This is a genomic window from Kitasatospora sp. NPDC101801, assembly GCF_044766665.1.
In the GTDB taxonomy this organism is placed as follows: domain Bacteria; phylum Actinomycetota; class Actinomycetes; order Streptomycetales; family Streptomycetaceae; genus Kitasatospora.
This window is the reverse complement of record NZ_JBIWML010000009.1, coordinates 191,156-208,571: the sequence shown is the minus strand read 5'-3', so window position 1 is coordinate 208,571 and position 17,416 is coordinate 191,156. Positions and strand designations below refer to the sequence as shown.

At 70.7% G+C, this 17,416-nt stretch carries 21 protein-coding genes and 1 tRNA gene; 14 read left to right on the top strand and 8 right to left on the bottom strand.

Features of this window, described 5'->3' with window-relative positions; genetic code table 11:
• Nucleotides 1-108: 108 nt before the first annotated feature.
• Entirely contained in the window at nucleotides 109-705 is a 597-nt protein-coding gene (locus tag ACIRPK_RS14620) for an HhH-GPD-type base excision DNA repair protein (protein WP_403037839.1), read from the top strand.
• On the opposite strand, the gene ACIRPK_RS14615 is transcribed toward ACIRPK_RS14620, so the two are convergent.
• On the bottom strand, nucleotides 698-904 hold the full coding sequence (locus ACIRPK_RS14615) for a KTSC domain-containing protein (protein ID WP_403037837.1): 207 nt from the start codon (nucleotides 902-904) through the stop codon (nucleotides 698-700). The genes ACIRPK_RS14620 and ACIRPK_RS14615 overlap by 8 nt on opposite strands.
• 51 nt (nucleotides 905-955) lie before the next feature.
• Here ACIRPK_RS14615 and ACIRPK_RS14610 point away from each other — a divergent pair, with 51 nt between their 5' ends.
• Complete coding sequence (locus ACIRPK_RS14610) at nucleotides 956-1,663, top strand: hypothetical protein (RefSeq protein ID WP_403037834.1); 708 nt, start codon at nucleotides 956-958, stop codon at nucleotides 1,661-1,663.
• Between the two features lie 6 nt (nucleotides 1,664-1,669).
• On the opposite strand, the gene pyrB is transcribed toward ACIRPK_RS14610, so the two are convergent.
• Both pyrB and ACIRPK_RS14600 read right to left on the bottom strand, forming a co-directional pair.
• Nucleotides 1,670-2,704, bottom strand: coding sequence for an aspartate carbamoyltransferase (pyrB, locus tag ACIRPK_RS14605; RefSeq protein ID WP_403037832.1), 1,035 nt, complete (start codon nucleotides 2,702-2,704; stop codon nucleotides 1,670-1,672).
• Between the two features lie 198 nt (nucleotides 2,705-2,902).
• The gene (locus tag ACIRPK_RS14600) at nucleotides 2,903-3,421 is read right to left on the bottom strand and encodes a YbhB/YbcL family Raf kinase inhibitor-like protein (protein WP_403037829.1); all 519 of its coding nucleotides are present in this window, start codon (nucleotides 3,419-3,421) and stop codon (nucleotides 2,903-2,905) included.
• A gap of 71 nt (nucleotides 3,422-3,492) precedes the next feature.
• Between ACIRPK_RS14600 and ACIRPK_RS14595 the strand changes: the two genes are divergently transcribed.
• Entirely contained in the window at nucleotides 3,493-4,200 is a 708-nt protein-coding gene (locus ACIRPK_RS14595) for a rhomboid family intramembrane serine protease (RefSeq protein ID WP_403037826.1), read from the top strand.
• A gap of 85 nt (nucleotides 4,201-4,285) precedes the next feature.
• Entirely contained in the window at nucleotides 4,286-5,440 is a 1,155-nt protein-coding gene (locus ACIRPK_RS14590) for a hypothetical protein (protein WP_403037823.1), read from the top strand.
• A gap of 133 nt (nucleotides 5,441-5,573) precedes the next feature.
• On the opposite strand, the gene ACIRPK_RS14585 is transcribed toward ACIRPK_RS14590, so the two are convergent.
• Nucleotides 5,574-7,118, bottom strand: coding sequence for a helicase HerA-like domain-containing protein (locus ACIRPK_RS14585; protein WP_403037820.1), 1,545 nt, complete (start codon nucleotides 7,116-7,118; stop codon nucleotides 5,574-5,576).
• Nucleotides 7,119-7,267: 149 nt separating this feature from the next.
• Between ACIRPK_RS14585 and ACIRPK_RS14580 the strand changes: the two genes are divergently transcribed.
• Complete coding sequence (locus ACIRPK_RS14580) at nucleotides 7,268-7,588, top strand: type II toxin-antitoxin system VapB family antitoxin (protein ID WP_403037817.1); 321 nt, start codon at nucleotides 7,268-7,270, stop codon at nucleotides 7,586-7,588.
• Nucleotides 7,589-7,795: 207 nt separating this feature from the next.
• Entirely contained in the window at nucleotides 7,796-8,464 is a 669-nt protein-coding gene (locus ACIRPK_RS14575) for a LytR C-terminal domain-containing protein (RefSeq protein WP_403037859.1), read from the top strand.
• A 73-nt stretch (nucleotides 8,465-8,537) separates the two neighbouring features.
• Here the strand turns inward: ACIRPK_RS14575 and upp are convergent, their stop codons facing one another.
• Nucleotides 8,538-9,173 (bottom strand): uracil phosphoribosyltransferase, encoded by a 636-nt coding sequence (gene upp, locus ACIRPK_RS14570; RefSeq protein WP_403037814.1) that lies wholly within the window; start codon nucleotides 9,171-9,173, stop codon nucleotides 8,538-8,540.
• Nucleotides 9,174-9,345: 172 nt separating this feature from the next.
• Here upp and ACIRPK_RS14565 point away from each other — a divergent pair, with 172 nt between their 5' ends.
• From ACIRPK_RS14565 to tadA, 3 genes are all read left to right on the top strand, one after another.
• Entirely contained in the window at nucleotides 9,346-9,549 is a 204-nt protein-coding gene (locus ACIRPK_RS14565; RefSeq protein ID WP_403037811.1) for a hypothetical protein, read from the top strand.
• Nucleotides 9,550-9,746: 197 nt separating this feature from the next.
• Nucleotides 9,747-10,307, top strand: coding sequence for a hypothetical protein (locus ACIRPK_RS14560; RefSeq protein ID WP_403037809.1), 561 nt, complete (start codon nucleotides 9,747-9,749; stop codon nucleotides 10,305-10,307).
• A 27-nt stretch (nucleotides 10,308-10,334) separates the two neighbouring features.
• A complete protein-coding gene (tadA, locus tag ACIRPK_RS14555; protein WP_403037806.1) occupies nucleotides 10,335-10,838 on the top strand; it encodes a tRNA adenosine(34) deaminase TadA in 504 nt (167 codons plus the stop codon).
• Nucleotides 10,839-10,910: 72 nt separating this feature from the next.
• On the opposite strand, the gene ACIRPK_RS14550 is transcribed toward tadA, so the two are convergent.
• Nucleotides 10,911-12,071, bottom strand: coding sequence for an RNA-guided endonuclease InsQ/TnpB family protein (locus ACIRPK_RS14550; protein ID WP_403037803.1), 1,161 nt, complete (start codon nucleotides 12,069-12,071; stop codon nucleotides 10,911-10,913).
• 119 nt (nucleotides 12,072-12,190) lie between these two features.
• On the opposite strand from ACIRPK_RS14550, the gene ACIRPK_RS14545 reads away from it, so the two are divergent.
• Nucleotides 12,191-12,280, top strand: a tRNA-Ser gene (locus ACIRPK_RS14545).
• Nucleotides 12,281-12,332: 52 nt separating this feature from the next.
• Here the strand turns inward: ACIRPK_RS14545 and ACIRPK_RS14540 are convergent.
• Nucleotides 12,333-13,343 (bottom strand): hypothetical protein, encoded by a 1,011-nt coding sequence (locus ACIRPK_RS14540; protein ID WP_403037800.1) that lies wholly within the window; start codon nucleotides 13,341-13,343, stop codon nucleotides 12,333-12,335.
• 433 nt (nucleotides 13,344-13,776) lie between these two features.
• Here ACIRPK_RS14540 and ACIRPK_RS14535 point away from each other — a divergent pair, with 433 nt between their 5' ends.
• From ACIRPK_RS14535 to ACIRPK_RS14520, 4 genes are all read left to right on the top strand, one after another.
• The gene (locus tag ACIRPK_RS14535; protein ID WP_403037798.1) at nucleotides 13,777-13,917 is read left to right on the top strand and encodes a hypothetical protein; all 141 of its coding nucleotides are present in this window, start codon (nucleotides 13,777-13,779) and stop codon (nucleotides 13,915-13,917) included.
• A gap of 70 nt (nucleotides 13,918-13,987) precedes the next feature.
• A complete protein-coding gene (locus tag ACIRPK_RS14530) occupies nucleotides 13,988-14,281 on the top strand; it encodes a Dabb family protein (RefSeq protein WP_403037795.1) in 294 nt (97 codons plus the stop codon).
• Nucleotides 14,282-14,524: 243 nt separating this feature from the next.
• Entirely contained in the window at nucleotides 14,525-15,412 is an 888-nt protein-coding gene (locus ACIRPK_RS14525) for an RNA polymerase sigma factor SigF (protein ID WP_403037792.1), read from the top strand.
• Between the two features lie 153 nt (nucleotides 15,413-15,565).
• Nucleotides 15,566-16,480 carry an RNA polymerase sigma factor SigF gene (locus ACIRPK_RS14520; RefSeq protein ID WP_403037790.1) on the top strand — a complete coding sequence of 305 codons (915 nt, stop codon included), beginning with the start codon at nucleotides 15,566-15,568 and terminating at the stop codon, nucleotides 16,478-16,480.
• A 36-nt stretch (nucleotides 16,481-16,516) separates the two neighbouring features.
• Here the strand turns inward: ACIRPK_RS14520 and ACIRPK_RS14515 are convergent, their stop codons facing one another.
• Entirely contained in the window at nucleotides 16,517-17,407 is an 891-nt protein-coding gene (locus tag ACIRPK_RS14515; protein ID WP_403037787.1) for a tyrosine-protein phosphatase, read from the bottom strand.
• Nucleotides 17,408-17,416 lie beyond the last annotated feature (9 nt).

Sequence of the window (17,416 nt, the reverse complement as noted above, 5' to 3'; positions counted from 1 at the left end):
TGGCGGCGAGTTGAGACCGCATCCCCTCCGATACACCCATACCAGACCAACGAGCCGCAGAGCGGGAAGCAACACCTTGTTCCTCTGCAAGCCCTTAGGCTTCGGCCCATGGCTACCGAAATCCACCTGGCACAGCAGGACGAGGCGGACGAACTGCTCGGGCGCAGCCCGTTGGCGGCGCTGGTCGGGATGCTGCTGGACCAGCAGATCCCGATGGAGTGGGCCTTCACCGGGCCCCGGACGATTCTGGACCGGATCGGCGGCGACGACCTGGACGCGCACCGGATCGCCGGCTACGACCCCGAGGAGTTCGCCGCCCTGGTGTCGGAGAAGCCGGCCGTGCACCGGTACCCGGGGTCGATGGCGAAGCGGGTGCAGCAGCTCTGCCAGTTCCTGGTGGCGGAGTACGACGGGCAGGCGGCGGCGGTCTGGGAGGGGGCAACGACCGGGTCGGAGCTGCTGAGGCGGCTGCAGGCGCTGCCGGGGTTCGGGAAGCAGAAGTCGCAGATCTTCCTGGCCCTGCTGGGCAAGCAGTACGGCGTGCGGCCGGAGGGCTGGCGGGAGGCCGCCGGGGTGTACGGGGAGCAGGACGCCTTCCGCTCGGTGGCGGACATCACCGGGCCCGAGTCGCTGGTGAAGGTGCGGGCGCACAAGCAGGAGATGAAGCAGGCGGCGAAGACCGAGAAGGCCGCGAAGCTCAAGTGAGCCGCTCGTACGGGTAGCGGTCGCGGACGGCCAGGCGGAAGTAGCGGCCGAGGCTGGGCGCGGCGAGCAGCTCGCGGTGCACCTCGGACGGCACGTCCAGGTAGCGGTAGACCGAGCCGCTGTGGAACTCGAGCTCGAGCGTCGTGCCCTGATGGCCGACGGAGCGTAGACAGCTGGATTCCACCTGTTGACGGTTCATGGCATCTCCGTACCTTCATGGTACGTACGTAATACTGACGGTATGTCACCTATGACCGATACCGGCCGACGGCTGCTCGCCGATCTGCTCGTGGTGGGCCGGACGTACCCGCTGGTGCTCGGCGGGGACTGTGCCGCCCGGGCGCACGGCCTGCCGGACCGGCCGGTGCGCACGGTCGAGCTGGCCACCGAGAGTCCGGTACCGCTGCCGAGGCTGACCGGGGCGGTGGCCGACGGGCTGGCGCGGCGCGGCTGGTCGGTCCAGGTGCTGGTGGGCGATCCGCTGGTGTCCGCGCTGGCGGCGACCGATCCGGGGACGGCCGAGGTGTACGGGGTCGAGCTCCGGAAGGAGACCTTCTGGCAGCAGCCGGTGCAGGGACCGGACGGTCCGGTGCTGGCCCTGGCCGACCTGGCCGGGACGGAGGTGCGGGCGCTCGCAGACCGGGGCCTGCCCCGGGACCTGGTCGATCTGCACGCCCTCTCGGACCGCTGGTCCTACCCGGAGCTGGAGACCCTCGGCCGGCACCACAGCGGCCCGGACGGTCTCGACCTGACGGAGCTGCAGGCCCGGCTGGGCGGCACCGACTGGATCGACGACACCCGCTTCACCGCCCTGGGGCTGACCCCCGACCGGGTGTCGGCCCTGCGCGGCTGGGCCCAGGGCTGGCTGGACGACCTCGCCGAACGGCAGCTGGAGGCGGCGGAGCCGACCGATCCCGAGGACCGGCCGGCTCCGGAGACCCCGGCCGACGACGCGTAGCGCCGACTACTTGTAGAACGGCGCGTCGTCCGGCCCGACGAACTCGGGCCGGTACCAGCGGGCCGGGCGGAGCGAGTCGCGGATCTCGTCGGCCACCCCGAGCACCGAGGCGAACAGCGCCATCCGGGTCGGGATGCCCGCGTCGGTCTGCCGGAAGATGGCCAGCCGGGGGTCGCGGTTCAGGTCGGGGCTGAGGTCGTTGGAGCCGGGGCGGCCGTCCCGGGGCAGCGGGTGCATGATCACCGCGTCCGACCGGAACACCCGGTCGGCCAGCGCGGCGTCCACCCGGAAGTCGTCGCTGTAGGGCAGCGGCCGGTCCTTGAAGCGCTCGGTCTGCAACCGGGTGGTGTAGACGACGTCGGCGTCCTTGAGGCCCAGGCTCGGCTGGTCGCTCTCCTCCACCGTGTGGCCGCGCTCGGCGGCCAGCTCCAGCAGGTGGGCGGGCATGTTCAGCTCGTCCGGGGCGACGCAGACGATGGTCAGGTCCTCGTACCGGGAGAGCAGCTTGACCAGCGAGTGCACGGTGCGGCCGTGCCGCAGGTCGCCGACCAGGGCGATCCGGCTGCCGTCCACGGTCTTGCCGAGGCGGCCGAACTCGCGGTGGATCGCGAACATGTCGAGCAGCGCCTGGGTCGGGTGCTCGCCCGCGCCGTTGCCCGCGTTGATCACCGGGACGTTGGTGGCGGCGGCGAACTCGTGGATCGAGCTGACCTCGGGGTGCCGCATCACCACCAGGTCGCAGTAGCCGCTGACCACCCGGCTGGTGTCGGCCAGCGTCTCGCCCTTGGCGATCGAGGTGACCTCCGTCCCGGTGGTGGAGGTGACACCGCCGCCGAGGCGGAGGAAGGCGGTCTCGCAGCTGAGCCTGGTACGGGTGCTGGCCTCGAAGAACAGGCTGGCCAGCACGGCCCCTTCGAGCACCCGGGTGACCTGCTGCCCCCGGGCCACCGGCACCAGCAGGTCGGCCAGTTCGAAGAGCCGCTCCAACTCGTCCCGGTCGAAGAGATCGCTGGAGAGAATGTGCTTCCCGGTCAGTGACATGGCGGCTCGGTTCTCCCTGTGGCTGCGCGGTGGATGCCGCCAGTTTACTGGCCCGGCGGCACCCGACCGGCATCCCCCACCCGCTCCCGCGACCCCGTCGGACCCACTGCCATCAGGACTTTCGTCCCCGTACGGAGCACCCGGCGGGTACCCCGAGGATCACTCCGGATACGTCAGGTCCGCCCCTCGGGGCCGGGGTCAGCCGCTGGCGTGCTCCACCGTGAGCACCGCCCGGGCGAGGGTGTGGAAGGTCAGGTTGAACCCGACCACGGCGGCCGGGGTGTCCGGGCCGAGGTCCAGCGTCGGGACGTCCAGCGCGTGCACCGCGAAGACGTAGCGGTGGGCCGGCCCGGGCGGCGGGGCGGCGCCGTCGTAGCGGTAGCCGGCCGAGTCGTTGCGGACGTGGAACGCCGCACCGGGCAGGCTCGCGGCGGAGGCGCCCGCGCCGCGCGGCAGTTCGGTGACGTCGGCGGCCAGGTTGACCGCCAGCCAGTGCCACCAGCCGCTGGCGGTGGGCGCGTCCGGGTCGAAGCAGGTGACCGCGAAGCCCAGGGTGCCGGCCGGGAAGCCGGACCAGGAGAGCTGCGGGGATTCGTTGCCGCCGCTGTGGACGTGGCGGTCCGGCGTCCGCCCACCGTCCGTCAGGTCGGCACTGGTCAACTCGAACGACGGTACGGGCGGCAGGAATTCGTACGGGAGCGGCGCGCGCTGGCTCATCGCGGGGGCATCCTCACTGGTGGGTGACGGGCGTCTCCCGCAGTTTAGGAGCGCCCCGTAGAGTCGGGGCCATGGCAGCCCAGAACACGCCCAGCAGCATCGCCGACCCGGCCCGGATGGTGGCCGACGCCCGGCGCGCCTTCTTCGTGATGTTCGGCGTGCTCTGTCTGGTCTGGGCGGTGCAACTGGCCAACTGGCTGAGCGACTACCGGCTCACCGTCGAGGGCGGCATCGTGGCCCACCGGCCCGACCAGCTAGCCGACCTGCTGACCGCACCCTTCCTGCACGTCAACTGGCAGCACCTGGAAGGCAACTCCGGCCCGCTGTTCGTGTTCGGCTTCCTGGCCGCGTACCGGGGCATCAAGCGCTTCCTCGGGCTGACCGCCCTGCTGGTGCTGACCAGCGGGGCGGCCGTCTGGCTGTTCTCGGACGACCGGGTGGTGACCGTCGGGGCCAGCGGCGTGATCTACGGGTACTTCGGCTACGTGGTGCTGCGCGGCCTGATCGACCGGAACCTGATCGACAGTCTGATCGGCGTGGTGATGGGAGCGTCCTTCGCCTACATCCTCACCACGGCGGTACCCGGCACGCCGGGCGTCAGCTGGCAGGGCCACCTGGGCGGGCTGCTCGGCGGGCTGGCCGGCGCCTGGATCTTCCGCGCCCGGAAGGGCGCCGAAGCGGCCCCGGCAGCGACCCCGACCCCCGTGCCCGGGCAGGCCGAGGCCCCGCCGAGCGAGCGGGCGCAGCTGCTCAAGGAGCTGGACGACCTCGGCCTGTGAGCCGTCCGGGCGGTCAGGTATAGACCAATACGGGCACCCCCGGCTAGCGTGGGGTCCCCCGCACCACCTGCTCCGGAGCCGCCCCGTGGAGTCGTCCGTCCTCGCCTTCGCCACCGACCTGATCGACGAGGGCGCCGACACCTTCTTCGGCAACCTGACCGACCGGGCCGGCGTCGGCGGCGTCACCCTGGCGTCCGTCTACCACGAGGCGCGCGACGTCTTCCCGCACAACCCCCGCCGGGTGATCCGCTACCTGGAGCCCGGCGCCGCCTACTTCCGCCCCGACCCGGCCCGCTGGGCCGGACGGCGGCTCACCCCGCTGCCGTCCACCGCGATCGGCGACGGCGACCCGTTCGCCGAGGCGGCCGAGCAGGCGCAACGGCGCGGGCTCAAACTGCACGCCTGGACGGTCTTCTGCCACAACGACCGGCTCGGCTTCCGGCACCCGGACGTCTCCCCCGAGAACGCCTTCGGCGACCGCCACCTGACCGAGCTCTGCCCGGCCAACCCGGAGGTCCGCGAGTACGCCACCACCCTGGTCGGCGAGTTCGCCCGGTACGGGGTGGACGCGATCCGGGCCGAGTCGCTGCACTTCCACGGCCTCCGGCACGGCTACCACCACGAGCGCTACTTCGAGGAGCTCGGCCCGGTCGCCGAAGCCCTGCTCGGGGTCTGCTTCTGCCGACACTGCCTGGCCCACGCCGGCCCCGACGCCGAGCACGTCCGGACGGTGGTCCGGAACGAGCTGCGCGCCCGGCTGGCCGACGAGCGCCGGGCTGCCGAGCCGGCCGCCCTGGACGAGCTCGCCGACGGCGCGGTGGCCGCCTACATCGACGCCTCGGCCCGCACCGTCACCTCGCTGGCGGCCGAGGTCGCCGAGGCCGCCACCGCCCACGGCATGCGACTCACCTTCATGGACGGCGGCGGCCCCGGCACCGGCTGGCTCTCCGGCATCGACCTGCCCGCCCTCGCCAAGACCGCCCACCAGATCGAGACCCTCGGCTACGCCACCACCCCCGAGGCCGTCCGCGAGAATCTCGCCGCCTTCGCCCTGCACGGCGTACGCCCCGAGGAGATGGCGGTCATCCTGCGCCCCATGGCCTCCGACTGCGACAGCCCGGAGAACCTCGCCGCCAAGATCGCCGTCCTCCGCGACCTGGGCGTCCCCGAGGTCGAGTTCTACAACTACGGCCTGATGCGCCTCACCTCCATGGACCGCATCGGCCACGCCCTCCGCTGAGCCCCACTTCTTCGGCAGACCGGAGCGACGCCGAACGTCTCAGCAAGCAGTCCGGTGGACAGGGGCTCGGGGAACTGCGACGCCGGCCTCGAAAAGGGTGGTCGCTGCGCAGCCGGCCAGGCACTTTCGCCTTTCACCGCCGCCGCCTCGACGTCCCGAACAGATTCCGCGAGATCTCCCGCCCCAACTGCGTCCCCGCCGACCGCGCGAACGACTTCAGCATCGGGTTGCTCAGCAACGACCCGAGCAGCCCACCGCCCTCCTCAGCGGGTTTCGGCGCAGGCTCGGACTCCACCACGACAGCCTCCGGCGCAGGCGCAGGCGCCTGCCGGGCAGCCAGCTTCTCGTACGCCGACTCCCGGTCGACCGCGTCGCGATACCGCGCCGTCAACGCCGACCCCTCCACCGCCGCCCGCAGCGCCGCCTCCTCCACCGGCCCCATCAGCGACTGCGGCGCCCGCAGCCTGGTCGCCGCCACCGGCGTCGGCGCGCCCTTCTCCGACAGCACCGTCACCACCGCCTCGCCCGTCCCGAGCTGGGTGAGCACCTCGGTCAGGTCGTACGTCGACTTCGGGAAGGTGGAGACGGTGGCCTTCAGCGCCTTGGCGTCGTCCGGGGTGAAGGCCCGCAGCGCGTGCTGGACCCGGTTGCCGAGCTGCGCCAGCACGTCCGCCGGGACGTCCTTCGGGGTCTGGGTGACGAAGAAGATCCCGACCGCCTTGCTGCGGATCAGCCGGACGGTCTGGGTGATCGCCTCCAGGAAGCCCTTCGAGGCGCCCTTGAAGAGCAGGTGCGCCTCGTCGAAGAAGAACACCAGCTTCGGCCGGTCCAGGTCCCCGACCTCGGGCAGCTCCTGGTAGAGGTCGGCCAGCAGCCACATCAGGAAGGTCGAGAACAGCCGCGGCCGGTCCTGCACTGCGGGCAGCTCCAGCACCGACACCACGCCCCGGCCGTCCGGCGCGGTCCGCAGCAGCTCCGCCGTGTCGAACTCCGGTTCGCCGAAGAACGCCCCGGCCCCCTCGTTCTCCAGCACCGTCAGCGAACGCAGGATCACCCCGGCGGTCGCCGAGGACAGCCCGCCGATGCCCTTGAGCTGCTCCTTGCCCTCCGGGGAGGTGAGGAAGGAGATCACCGCCGAGAGGTCCTTGAGGTCGTACAGCTCCAGGCCGTTCTTGTCGGCGAAGTGGAAGATCAGGCCGAGCGAGGACTCCTGGGTCTCGTTCAGCTCCAGCACCTTGGCCAGCAGCAGCGGGCCGAAGCTGGTCACGGTGGCCCGCAGCGGGATGCCGGTGCCGAGGCCGCCGAGCGCGTAGAACTCGGTCGGGAAGCCCTGGCCCTGCCACTGCTGCCCGACCTCCCCGGCCCTGGTCGTCACCTTCTCGTTGACCGCGCCCGGGGTGGAGATCCCCGAGACGTCGCCCTTGACGTCGGCCAGGAAGACCGGCACGCCCTGCGCCGACAGCTGTTCGGCCATCAGCTGCAGCGTCTTGGTCTTCCCGGTCCCGGTCGCCCCGGCCACCAGCCCGTGCCGGTTCAGCACGCCGAGCGGGATCCGGACCTGCGCCCCGGGGTACGCGGCGCCGTCCAGCAGCACCGCACCGAGCTCCAGCGCGGGGCCGGTGAAGGCGTACCCGGCCGCGATCTCCTGGACGGCGGACGGCATTTCCTGGGTGGTCATCTGGGCGGACTCCCGCTCGGGTCGGAGGCATCGTCAGAAAACAGGTGCCCACAAATAGGGACACTTCCTATGTAATCCCTATGAATCTCCGAACGCAGGCCGCGCCGCGCTTGCTGTGCCCCGGGGCGACGTGACGGTAGGCTTTCCGTGTGATCTTCAAGCGCATCGGCAACGGACGGCCGTACCCGGATCACGGCCGGACCAGCACCCGCCAGTGGGCGGACGTAGCGCCGCGCCCGGTGCGGCTGGACCAGCTGGTGACCACCAAGGGGCAGTTGGACCTGGAGACCCTGCTGGCCGAGGACTCCACGTTCTACGGGGACCTCTTCGCCCACGTGGTGAAGTGGCACGGCGACCTCTACCTGGAGGACGGGCTGCACCGCGCGGTGCGGGCCGCGCTCCAGCAGCGCCAGGTGCTGCACGCGCGGGTGCTGGAGATGGACTACCCACCAGCCTCACCGAGCTCCTGACCTGCCGTCATCCTCCGCGCAGCCGTTCGGGTGCCAGTACATCCTTTCGAGTGCCCGGGTACTCCAGATGATGATCATTTAGTACCTTCGCACCCGGAGTGGCACTAATCTGCTGAGTACGGCCGAAAGCATCCCGGCGATCCGCCCTCCCGGCCGCACCCGTCACCGAGCCTTGCCCTGGCACGAGGGGGAGACCGACCCGTGAGCATGTTGACTCCCCAGGGACTGAAGGGGAAGCAGTACCGGATCACCGGTAACTCCTACCCCCGCCTTGGACGCCCGCCCCGCAGGAGCCGCAAGGTCCTGGCCCTGATCGGCTCGCTGCTCGCCCTCGCCCTGATCGGCCTGGGCGGCGTGCAGCTGGTGGACATCTTCTCCGGTAAGAACCGGAGCGGTACCGCCCAGGCCTGCGCCTCCCCCGCCGCCACCGTCTCGGGCAAACCGCTGGCCGCACCGGCCGCCGCACCGGGGGCGCCGTCGGCGCCGCCGAGCAGCACCGCCGTCCCGCAGCCGGCCGCCGTCACGGTGAACATCTACAACGCCACCGCCAAGTCCGGCCTGGCCGCGCGGACCGCCGAGGAGTTCAAGAAGCGCGGCTTCACCATCGGCAAGGTCGGCAACGCGCCCGCCACGGTCGAGAAGCTGCCCACCACCACCGTCCAGGTGATCAGCGGCCCAGCCGGCCTCGGCGGCGCCACCCTGCTCGCCTCCCAGGTCACCGGCGCCGTCAAGACCGCCGACACCCGGGTCGACCCCTCGGTCGACGTGGTGGTCGGCGACGCCTTCACCGCCCTGCTCGAACCCGACCAGGCGGCCGCCGCGCTGGCCCTCGCCACCAAGCCCTCGCCGACCCCCTCGCTGCCGGGCAGCTGCTGACCCGCCCGCCGCACCGCGTACGCGGCAGGGCCCGACCTCCGCGGAGGTCGGGCCCTGCCGGGTGTCCGCTCGGTCAGCCGGCCGTGCCGTACAGGCGGTCGCCCGCGTCGCCCAGGCCAGGCACGATGTAGCCGTTCTCGTTCAGCCGCTCGTCCACGGCGGCGGTGACCACGGTGACGGGCAGCCCGGCCAGCTCGCGCTCCATCATCGCGACGCCCTCCGGCGCGGCCAGCAGCACCACGGCGGTGACGTCGGTGGCGCCGCGCTCGATCAGCATCCGGATCGCCACGACCAGCGTGCCGCCGGTGGCCAGCATCGGGTCCAGCACGTACACCTGACGGCCCGCGAGGTCCTCCGGCATCCGGGTGGCGTACGTGGAGGCCTCCAGGGTCTCCTCGTTCCGCACCATGCCCAGGAAGCCGACCTCGGCCGTCGGCAGCAGCCGGGTCATGCCGTCCAGCATGCCGAGCCCGGCGCGCAGGATCGGCACCACCAGCGGGCGCGGGTAGCTCAGCCTGGTCCCGGTGGTGACCGCGACCGGGGTGGTGATCTCCACCTGGTCGGTCCGGACCTCCCGGGTGGCCTCGTACGCGAGGAGGGTGACCAGCTCGTCGGTCAGCCGACGGAAGGTCGGTGAGTCGGTGCGCTCGTCGCGCAGGGTGGAGAGCTTGTGGGCCACCAGCGGGTGGTCGACGACATGGAGACGCATGCTCCGACCATAACGGGCAGCGGCACACATGTACGACCTGCCAGGGCCCTCCGGCGGCCTCCCGGCGCTCTTCACCCCTTCACCACCTCTCCTCCCCGGCGCGCGTCGGCAATCCCGAAACCCCCGCACCTCCTGTGGTATTAACCGGACAGTTCTGGGAAAGTCGGACGGTATGAAGAGCACCCCGCACGCCGGGCCCGGCTCGACAGAGCAGCCCGAGGCCCGACCGGAGACCGAAGCGGAACGCCGCCGACGGCGTGCCCGCTTCCTCAGTGAGCTGGCCGAAGCCCGGGAACTGCGCGCCAGGGTGCAGCCCCGGCGCACCAAGGAGCGCCGACTCCGCGAGGCACTCCGAATGCGAACCTTCCGAATCTGACGGCGCGTCGGCCATCCATCGTCGTCTTCCGACACGACCTGCGAAGACGCGCTGCCGAACACTCCCCGCAGGGCCCGGCTTTCTGTCACGATGCCGGAGGGACGGTCCGAACAGCGGGCCGCCTCTGGCGCGGGGGCGGCCAGACCGCGTTCGCCCGAGATCGCCTACAGCCGAGACCAATCTTGGGAGAGTCCCTGGTGGCGTACTTCGCTGCAGTGCTTGCTCGCACCGACGGCGCGTGGGATGTGAGCGAGACAGAGCTGGACAACGTCGAGACCATTGCCGACCTGGCCGACCTGGCCCGGGCGGCGGCCCAGGACGACGAGAGCGTCCTGGTCTTCATCGAGCAGGAGGACGCCTGGTTCGCCGTCCTCCGGGTGGACGGCGAGGACGATCCGCGGATCTTCGTCTCCGACGGAGCCGCTGCCGCCCGCAGCTCCTACGGTTCGATCCTCACCGACGAACTGCTGGACCGGGTCGGCGACGCCGACTTCGACGACCTGGACAGCCTGGTCACCGACCTCGATGACGAGGACGCGGACCAGGGTTCCGAGGACGACGAGGACGAGGCAGCCGGTGCCACCGGCCCGGGCGGGGTCCCGGTCGGCCCGCTCGGCGACCCGGAGCTGCTGATCGAGTTCGGCCTGTCCGCCGAGGGGCTGCTCGACCTCAGCGGCGAGGGGGCGATGCCCGGCGACGCCCTCTCCGAGATCGCCGACGCGATCGGCTGCGGCGAGGTGCTGGAGGCGGTGCGGTAGCCGGTCGCGGTGCCCGACACTGGTCCCATGCAGATCGCCCCGCTCCCGGCCCCCGTACGCCCCGACCCGGTACGTGACCGCTGGACGGCCGCGATGCGCCTCGCCATCGACGAGGCCGCACTCGCCACCGCCACCGGTGACGTACCGGTAGGGGCACTCGTCCTCGGCCCCGACGGGACGGTCCTCGGCCGCGGCCACAACGAGCGCGAAGCGGTCGGCGACCCCACCGCCCACGCCGAGGTGGTCGCCATCCGGCAGGCCGCCACCGCCCTCGGCGAGTGGCGGCTGGCCGGCTGCACCCTGGTGGTCACCCTCGAACCCTGCACCATGTGCGCCGGCGCCATCGTGCTCGCCAGGGTCGCCCGGGTCGTCTACGGCGCCTACGACGACAAGGCCGGCGCGGCCGGCTCCCTGCTCGACGTCCTCCGCGACCCCCGCCTCAACCACCGCCCCGAGGTCGTCCACGGCGTCCTCGCCGACGCCTGCGCCGACCAGCTCCGCACCTTCTTCGACGCCCACCGGTCAACTTGACCCGGCCCCTGAAGGACCGGGCTTGGAGGTAGGGCGCAACTGGCTGTTGCGTGACCTCCTCCGTCTGAGCACCTATGCGGGTGCTGGGACGCGTGACTCACGCCCCGCTGTCCACACCACCTCGCCCTTGCGGGCGATGTTGCGGGACGCGTTGTCGTCCGCATGCATGACGGTCCCGCAGGACCGACAGGCGAACGTTGCCTGGTCGACGCGGTTCTTCCGCTCGATGTGGTGGCACTCGGAGCACTGCTGGCTGGTGTACGCCGGGTCGACGTACACCAGCGGCACCCCAGCGAGTTTGGCCTTGTACGCGAGGTACTGGCCGAGCTGCTGGAAGCTCCACGAGTGCAGGGAAGTCCGCTGTGTCTTTCGGAGCCGTACCCGGCTGCGGATGCCCGTGAGGTCTTCCAGGGCGATACCCGAGCCGGTGCGTTCAGCGGCGGCGACGATGGTCTTGGAGACGATGTGGTTGACGTTGGCGGTGTGCCGGGCTTCCTTGCGGGAGCGCTTCTTGAGGAGACGCTTCGCGGACTTGGTGCCCTTGGCCTGGAGCTTCTTGCGTAGGTCGAGTTGCCGTTCGCGGTGCCGGCTCAGGCCGCGCCCAGCCGCCCGGTAGCCGGTGCTGGCGGTGGCGATGTTGACGATGCCCAGATCCACCCCGACGAACCCGGACGGGCTCTCGTTCAGCGGCTTCTCGGGAATGTCGCAGGTGGCGATCAGGTAGAGCACGCCATCACGCTCGATCAGATCGGATTCGCCCCGCCGGTACTCACGGAGCATCTTGAGAGCATCCGCCGAGCACGCGAAGCGGACGTTCTTGAGCCGTCCGGCCATGGTCCAGATCGACACGGTCCGGACGTCGTACTGCCAGCTCAGACACCGGTCGTCGTAGGGCTGCGCCGCCTCCGGGCGGAACACGACCGGCTTGGACTCTGCCCTGGTCCGCCGCTTGGAGCCCGGCTTGCCGAGGTTCCCCGCGCGGATGTTCGCCTTCAATGTCGTGTAGGCGTCGCGGGTCTTCTTGATGACGTGCTGGGCGGCCTGCGCCCCCAGCCCGCGCGCCTTCAGCTCGGCGTAGGTGTGCTTGCGCAGCTCGTACTCACGCGGCACACCCCGCTCGAACGCCACTGTCGACACCCAACAAGCGGCTTCGTTGACCGTGCGCAGCGTGGAGCGAAGCACGGCGGCCTGGTCGGCCTCCGGCATCAGCTTCACCTGCACCACGATCTTCACCAGCGGAACGTAACAGGATCCACTGACAGCGAGCACCGACCGTAACGGTCGGGGTTTCCCGCACGGTCATGCTGAACTGATTTCGTCCCCGCCCACCCCGTCCGGTAGAGTCTCGTCTCGGTAGCGTGTCCGAGCGGCCAAAGGAGCACGCCTCGAAAGCGTGTGTGGGGGCAACTTCACCGTGGGTTCGAATCCCACCGCTACCGCCAGCTCAACGTAGGGCCCCGATCCACTGGATCGGGGCCCTACGCGTTTGCCTGGTCAGTCCAGCGGGAGGCCGGGCACTCCGATGAAGGTGCCCTCCTGCTCGCCCGGGTAGACGATGCTGATCGAGTGTTCAGCGAGGAGGTCCTGGAGGTCCTGTTCGGGCGGCTCCGGTAGGAGGACTGCACGCTGAGGGATTCGGGGCTCGGGCGCGTGGACGAACCTGCTGTAGTCGAGCAACTGCCCCAGTGCCATTCGGACCGCCTCGCGACCGCTGCTCCCCTTGGCCTCGTAGAGGACGTCAGCCGTCGTGTCATAGAGGTCGGTGAGTAGGGTCGAAGACTTGCCCGCGATAGTGATCTGGCAACGGTTCACCTCGTGGAGTCGGGCGCGAAGATAGGCCTCCAGCCCGTCGCTCAGGCTTGCCTCGCGCCGCTCAGCAACGGTGGCCGGAACGGCCGAACGCACGCTCGATGAACGGCGATTGCGCTCGGGCTCCACCAACTTGCTCGCAGTGGTGCTGGCTGGAACCCGGATCGCCTTCGTCACGGCGGCAGGGGGAACCTCATCCTTGCTAACTCGCTGGACATAGCCGGTTAGGGGGCGAAGGCGGAACACGATCGCCCGGCGCTGCCTGAAGTCGAGGCCGGCGCTCTGCCGCACCACATAGGGCTGCGCCACATCGAGCTCGAACGCCCCCACGTACCTATGCAACTTAGCGTCGCTGCCCACTGCCTTGCCTTCCGCCACGAAGAGGTGCAGCGTCCGCTCCTGCTCAACGTGCCGTAGGACCGCGGTGTTGCCCTTGCCGAACTGTCCGCCGAACGTCTGGTCTCCGTTCGCGCCAGCACCGGTGTACTCGTACACCGGGCCCAGTTCGTCCTCTTCAGTCAGCCACCCGTCGTGGTAGCCGTACTTGACCCCCACCGTGTGATCGGAGAACAGCAAGACGTTCTTCTGCACGATGGCAGGGCAGATACCGCCCTGGGACGACCCACCCAGCACGGCGCGGATCTCGGCTCGCGTGTGGACATCACCCGGCTTGATCTGATTATCAGACAGCGTCATGCAGTGACGCTATCTCCTGCCTCCGTCACCGGGGCCCGGAAACGAAGGAAGCCCCGCACTCGGGGGCGTTACCCGGGGAGTGCGAGGCCTGCTTGGGGTTTGGAGGGGGCAGCCGTCCCGGGGGGACGGACGGCTGCCCCGGCGGAGTCCCACAACCGGGGTCGTGTCGGGGGGAAGTCACGACGCCCGGTCCCACAGCGGGGAGCTCCGGTCCACGTACCGGTGATTCCTGCCAGATCCCCCGGTACGTGTTCCATCGTGCGGGACGGGGTGGGGGTGGGCATCCGGAGAAGGGCCCGTCTTGCGGGGACCTTCGTCCTGGGGAGTGAACGGGGCACTCACCTGATGGGCCGTCCGGTGGATAAGCTGCGGGGCAGGCGGTGCGGCGATCGGGAGGCGGGCGGTTCGGGTGGCACAGGCGAAGAGGATCGGCATGTGGATGCTGCTGATCTTCGTGATCTACACGGTCATCACTTCCCCGACCAGGGCGGCCGAGTTGGTCCAGTCGGGGTTCGTCGGGATCTCGGACGCGGCCAAGGCGGTCGGCACCTTCATGACCGGGCTGGTGAGCTGACCCGGAGTGTCCCGGGCTACCGTGGGCGGGTTCGAGCAGTACACCCTCACCCCCCGCTAGGAGCGGCAGCGTGATCCGGCACCTGGTCCTGTTCAAGCTCAACGACGGCGTCACGAAGGACGACCCGCGGGCACTCGCCGGCGCCGAGGCGTTCGACGCGCTCGGGGGCGTGATCCCCGAGCTGCGCGAGTGGGAGTGCGGCTGGAACACCACCGACCGCGACATCGCGTACGACTACGCGATCAACAGCAAGGTCGAGGACCGCGAGGCGCTGGCCGCGTACATCGGCCACCCGGCCCATCAGGCTGCCGCCGGACAGTGGCGTGAGTTCGCCACCTGGGTGATCGCCGACATCGAGGTCTGATCACCCACAGCTGGACGATCGTACCCGTAGCACCCTTGGGCCCCCTGGCATGCACGACGCCAGGGGGTCTCGGTGCACCCGGCAGCTCTCCCGACGATCCGCCAACACGCCAACCGCCGGTACTTGCTCGCGATGTGCACGACTTGTGATGCTATGACCGGTTTTGCCGGAAGCTGGCGAGGTGATGAGCGAGCGCGGACCACAGCCGGTGGGTCGGATTCGCAGGGACTAGGGAGGGGTGACGTGTCCGTGCAGACACAGGGCAGCAGCGCGCCGGAGACCAGCGAGGAGACCGTGCCGAAGGAGCCCGGCGAGGCTCAGCAGGCGGACCCGCTGGTGGAGTTGAGGGATCGTCCGCCGGGGGCCCGGAGTTCGGTGGACGTCCGGACGCTGACCAGGGTGCTGTTCGAGCGGCTGGCCGAGCTGCCGCCGGGCGCGCCGGAGCGCGAGCGGGTGCGGGCGGCGCTGATCGAGGCGAACATTCCGCTGGTGCGCTACGCCGCGACCCGGTTCCGCAGCCGGAACGAGCCGATGGAGGACATCGTCCAGGTCGGCACGATCGGCCTGATCAACGCGATCGACCGGTTCGACCCGACCCGGGGCGTGCAGTTCCCGACCTACGCGCTGCCGACCATCCTCGGCGAGATCAAGCGGTACTTCCGGGACAACGTCCGCACCATGCACGTCCCGCGCCGGCTCCAGGAGCTCTGGGTCCAGGTCAGCGGCGCCATGGAGGAACTGACCATCACTCACGGCCGCTCGCCGAAGGTGCCGGAGATCGCGGCCAACCTGCGCATCCCGGAGGAGGACGTCCGGGCCTGCCTGGCGGCCGGCCGGGCGTACAACGCGGCCTCGCTGGAGGCCGCCCAGGAGCACGAGGGCGGGCTGGCCCTGCTGGACCGGCTCGGGTACGAGGACTCGGCGCTCGCCGACGTGGAGCACCGGGACATGGTCCGGCACCTGCTGGTGCAACTGCCGGAGCGGGAGCGGCGGATCATCATGCTGAGGTTCTTCGCGAACCTGACACAGTCCCAGATCAGCACCGAGCTGGGCATGTCGCAGATGCACGTGTCCCGGCTACTGTCCAGAATCCTGGCCAGACTGCGGACCGGGAACTCCTGGGAGGAGTAGGGTCCTCGCTGCGCGTTACCGCTGAGTGACATCTTGCGACGTTCGGGTTTGCCGGGGCGCGTGGTCCGGTATTGAGCTGGAGGGGTCGTCCGGCTCCGGGAACTGTCACTGGGTGATACCCGTTGAACAGTCAGTCACGAGGGGGTGGGGAGCATGTCCGGAGAGCTGGGCAGTGCGGAGGGCCACGGTATGACGGCGGCTCTCGTGTCGGTGGCCGAGCCGGCATCGGGGCAGGTGACGGTCCAGCAGGTGACGGGGCAGCAGATCCCGGCGCAGCAGACGTCCTCGCCCGTCCTGGTCGTCGACCGCACGCTGGACACCCGGACGCTGTCGCGTTCGCTGTTCCAGCGGCTGGCCGTGCTGGAGCCGGGCAGCGACGAGCACACCTACGTCCGCGACACCCTGATCGAGCTCAACCTGCCGCTGGTCCGGTACGCCTCCGCCCGCTTCCGCAGCCGGAACGAGCCGATGGAGGACATCGTCCAGGTCGGCACGATCGGCCTGATCAAGGCGATCGACCGGTTCGACCCGGAGCGCGGGGTGGAGTTCCCGACCTTCGCGATGCCCACCGTGGTCGGCGAGATCAAGCGCTTCTTCCGGGACACCAGCTGGTCGGTCCGGGTGCCCCGGCGGCTGCAGGAGCTCCGGCTGGCGCTGACCAAGGCCGGCGACGAGCTGTCCCAGAAGCTCGACCGCTCCCCCACCGTCGCCGAGCTGGCGGTCTTCCTCGGCGTCACCGAGGAGGACGTGGTGGAGGGGCTCGCGGTCGGCAACGCGTACACCGCCAGCTCGCTGGACTCCACTCCCGGCGAGGAGGACGGTGACGGCCCGCTGGCCGACCGGCTCGGCTACGAGGACCTCGCGCTGGAGGGCGTCGAGTACCGCGAGTCGCTCAAGCCGCTGCTGGCCAAGCTGCCGCCGCGCGAGCGGCGGATCATCATGCTGCGCTTCTTCGGGAATCTGACCCAGTCACAGATCGGCGAGGAGATCGGCATCTCGCAGATGCACGTCTCCCGCTTGCTCACCAAGACGCTGACCCAGCTGCGGGCCGGGCTGATCAGCGAGTAGCGGGAGCGGGAGTAGTAGCGGGGGCCGGGGGGGCAGTCAGGCCAGCAGATTGGCGCGCAGGCCGGCCAGCACGCTGTCGTCCAGGCCGAGACCGGCCTGCCAGAAGTGCTCGAAGGAGGTCCAGCCGGTCGCGACCTCCTCGAAGGCCGCCTCCAGGTACGCCCGCTCGGCCCGGAAGACCGGCAGCAGCAGGGTCGGGTCCTTCATCAGGCCCTGGGTGCCGAAGCTCTCCACGATGTGCGCGATCAGCGCGGCCGAGCGGGTGTTGGTGAGCAGGTAGTCCTCGAACACGGTGTCCCGGTCGACGCCGAGCGCGGTCAGGGTGAGGGCGGCCACCCAGCCCGTCCGGTCCTTGCCCGCCGAGCAGTGGAACAGCACCGGCGGGCCGTCCGGCGCGGCCAGCAGCCGCAGCACGGTGGCGAACCGGTCCCGGGCCACCGGGTCGGTGACGAACCAGCGGTAGAGGCCGGTCATCATCCCGGCCGCCTTGCCGTCGCCGAGCAGCGCGAACTGCTTGTCGGCGTCCCGGTCGGCCAGCGCGTCGCGGAGCGCCACGTAGATGTCGAAGTCGGCGGCGAACACCGGCAGGTGGTGCAGGGTCGGGCCGTCCACGCCGACCGGCTCGACGGTGACCGGCTCGGTGGAACGCGCGAGCTCGACCAGGTCGGCCGTGGGCAGACCCGGGATCAGGTCGGGGCCCGCCTCGCGGACCTCGTCCGTGCTGCGCAGGTCGACCACCCGGCGGACGCCGGCCGCGACCAGCAGCGCGCCGTCCTCGGCGGTGAGCCGGTTCAGCGCGTCGGCGCGCAGCGCGACCCCGTGCCGCAGCACCGCGCCGTCCGTGGTCCGGTAGCCGCCGAGGTCGCGGGCGTTGGCCGCACCCGACAGCCCGAGGCTGCGGGCGATCTCGGTGGACTGCTGGGTCACGGTGGCCTC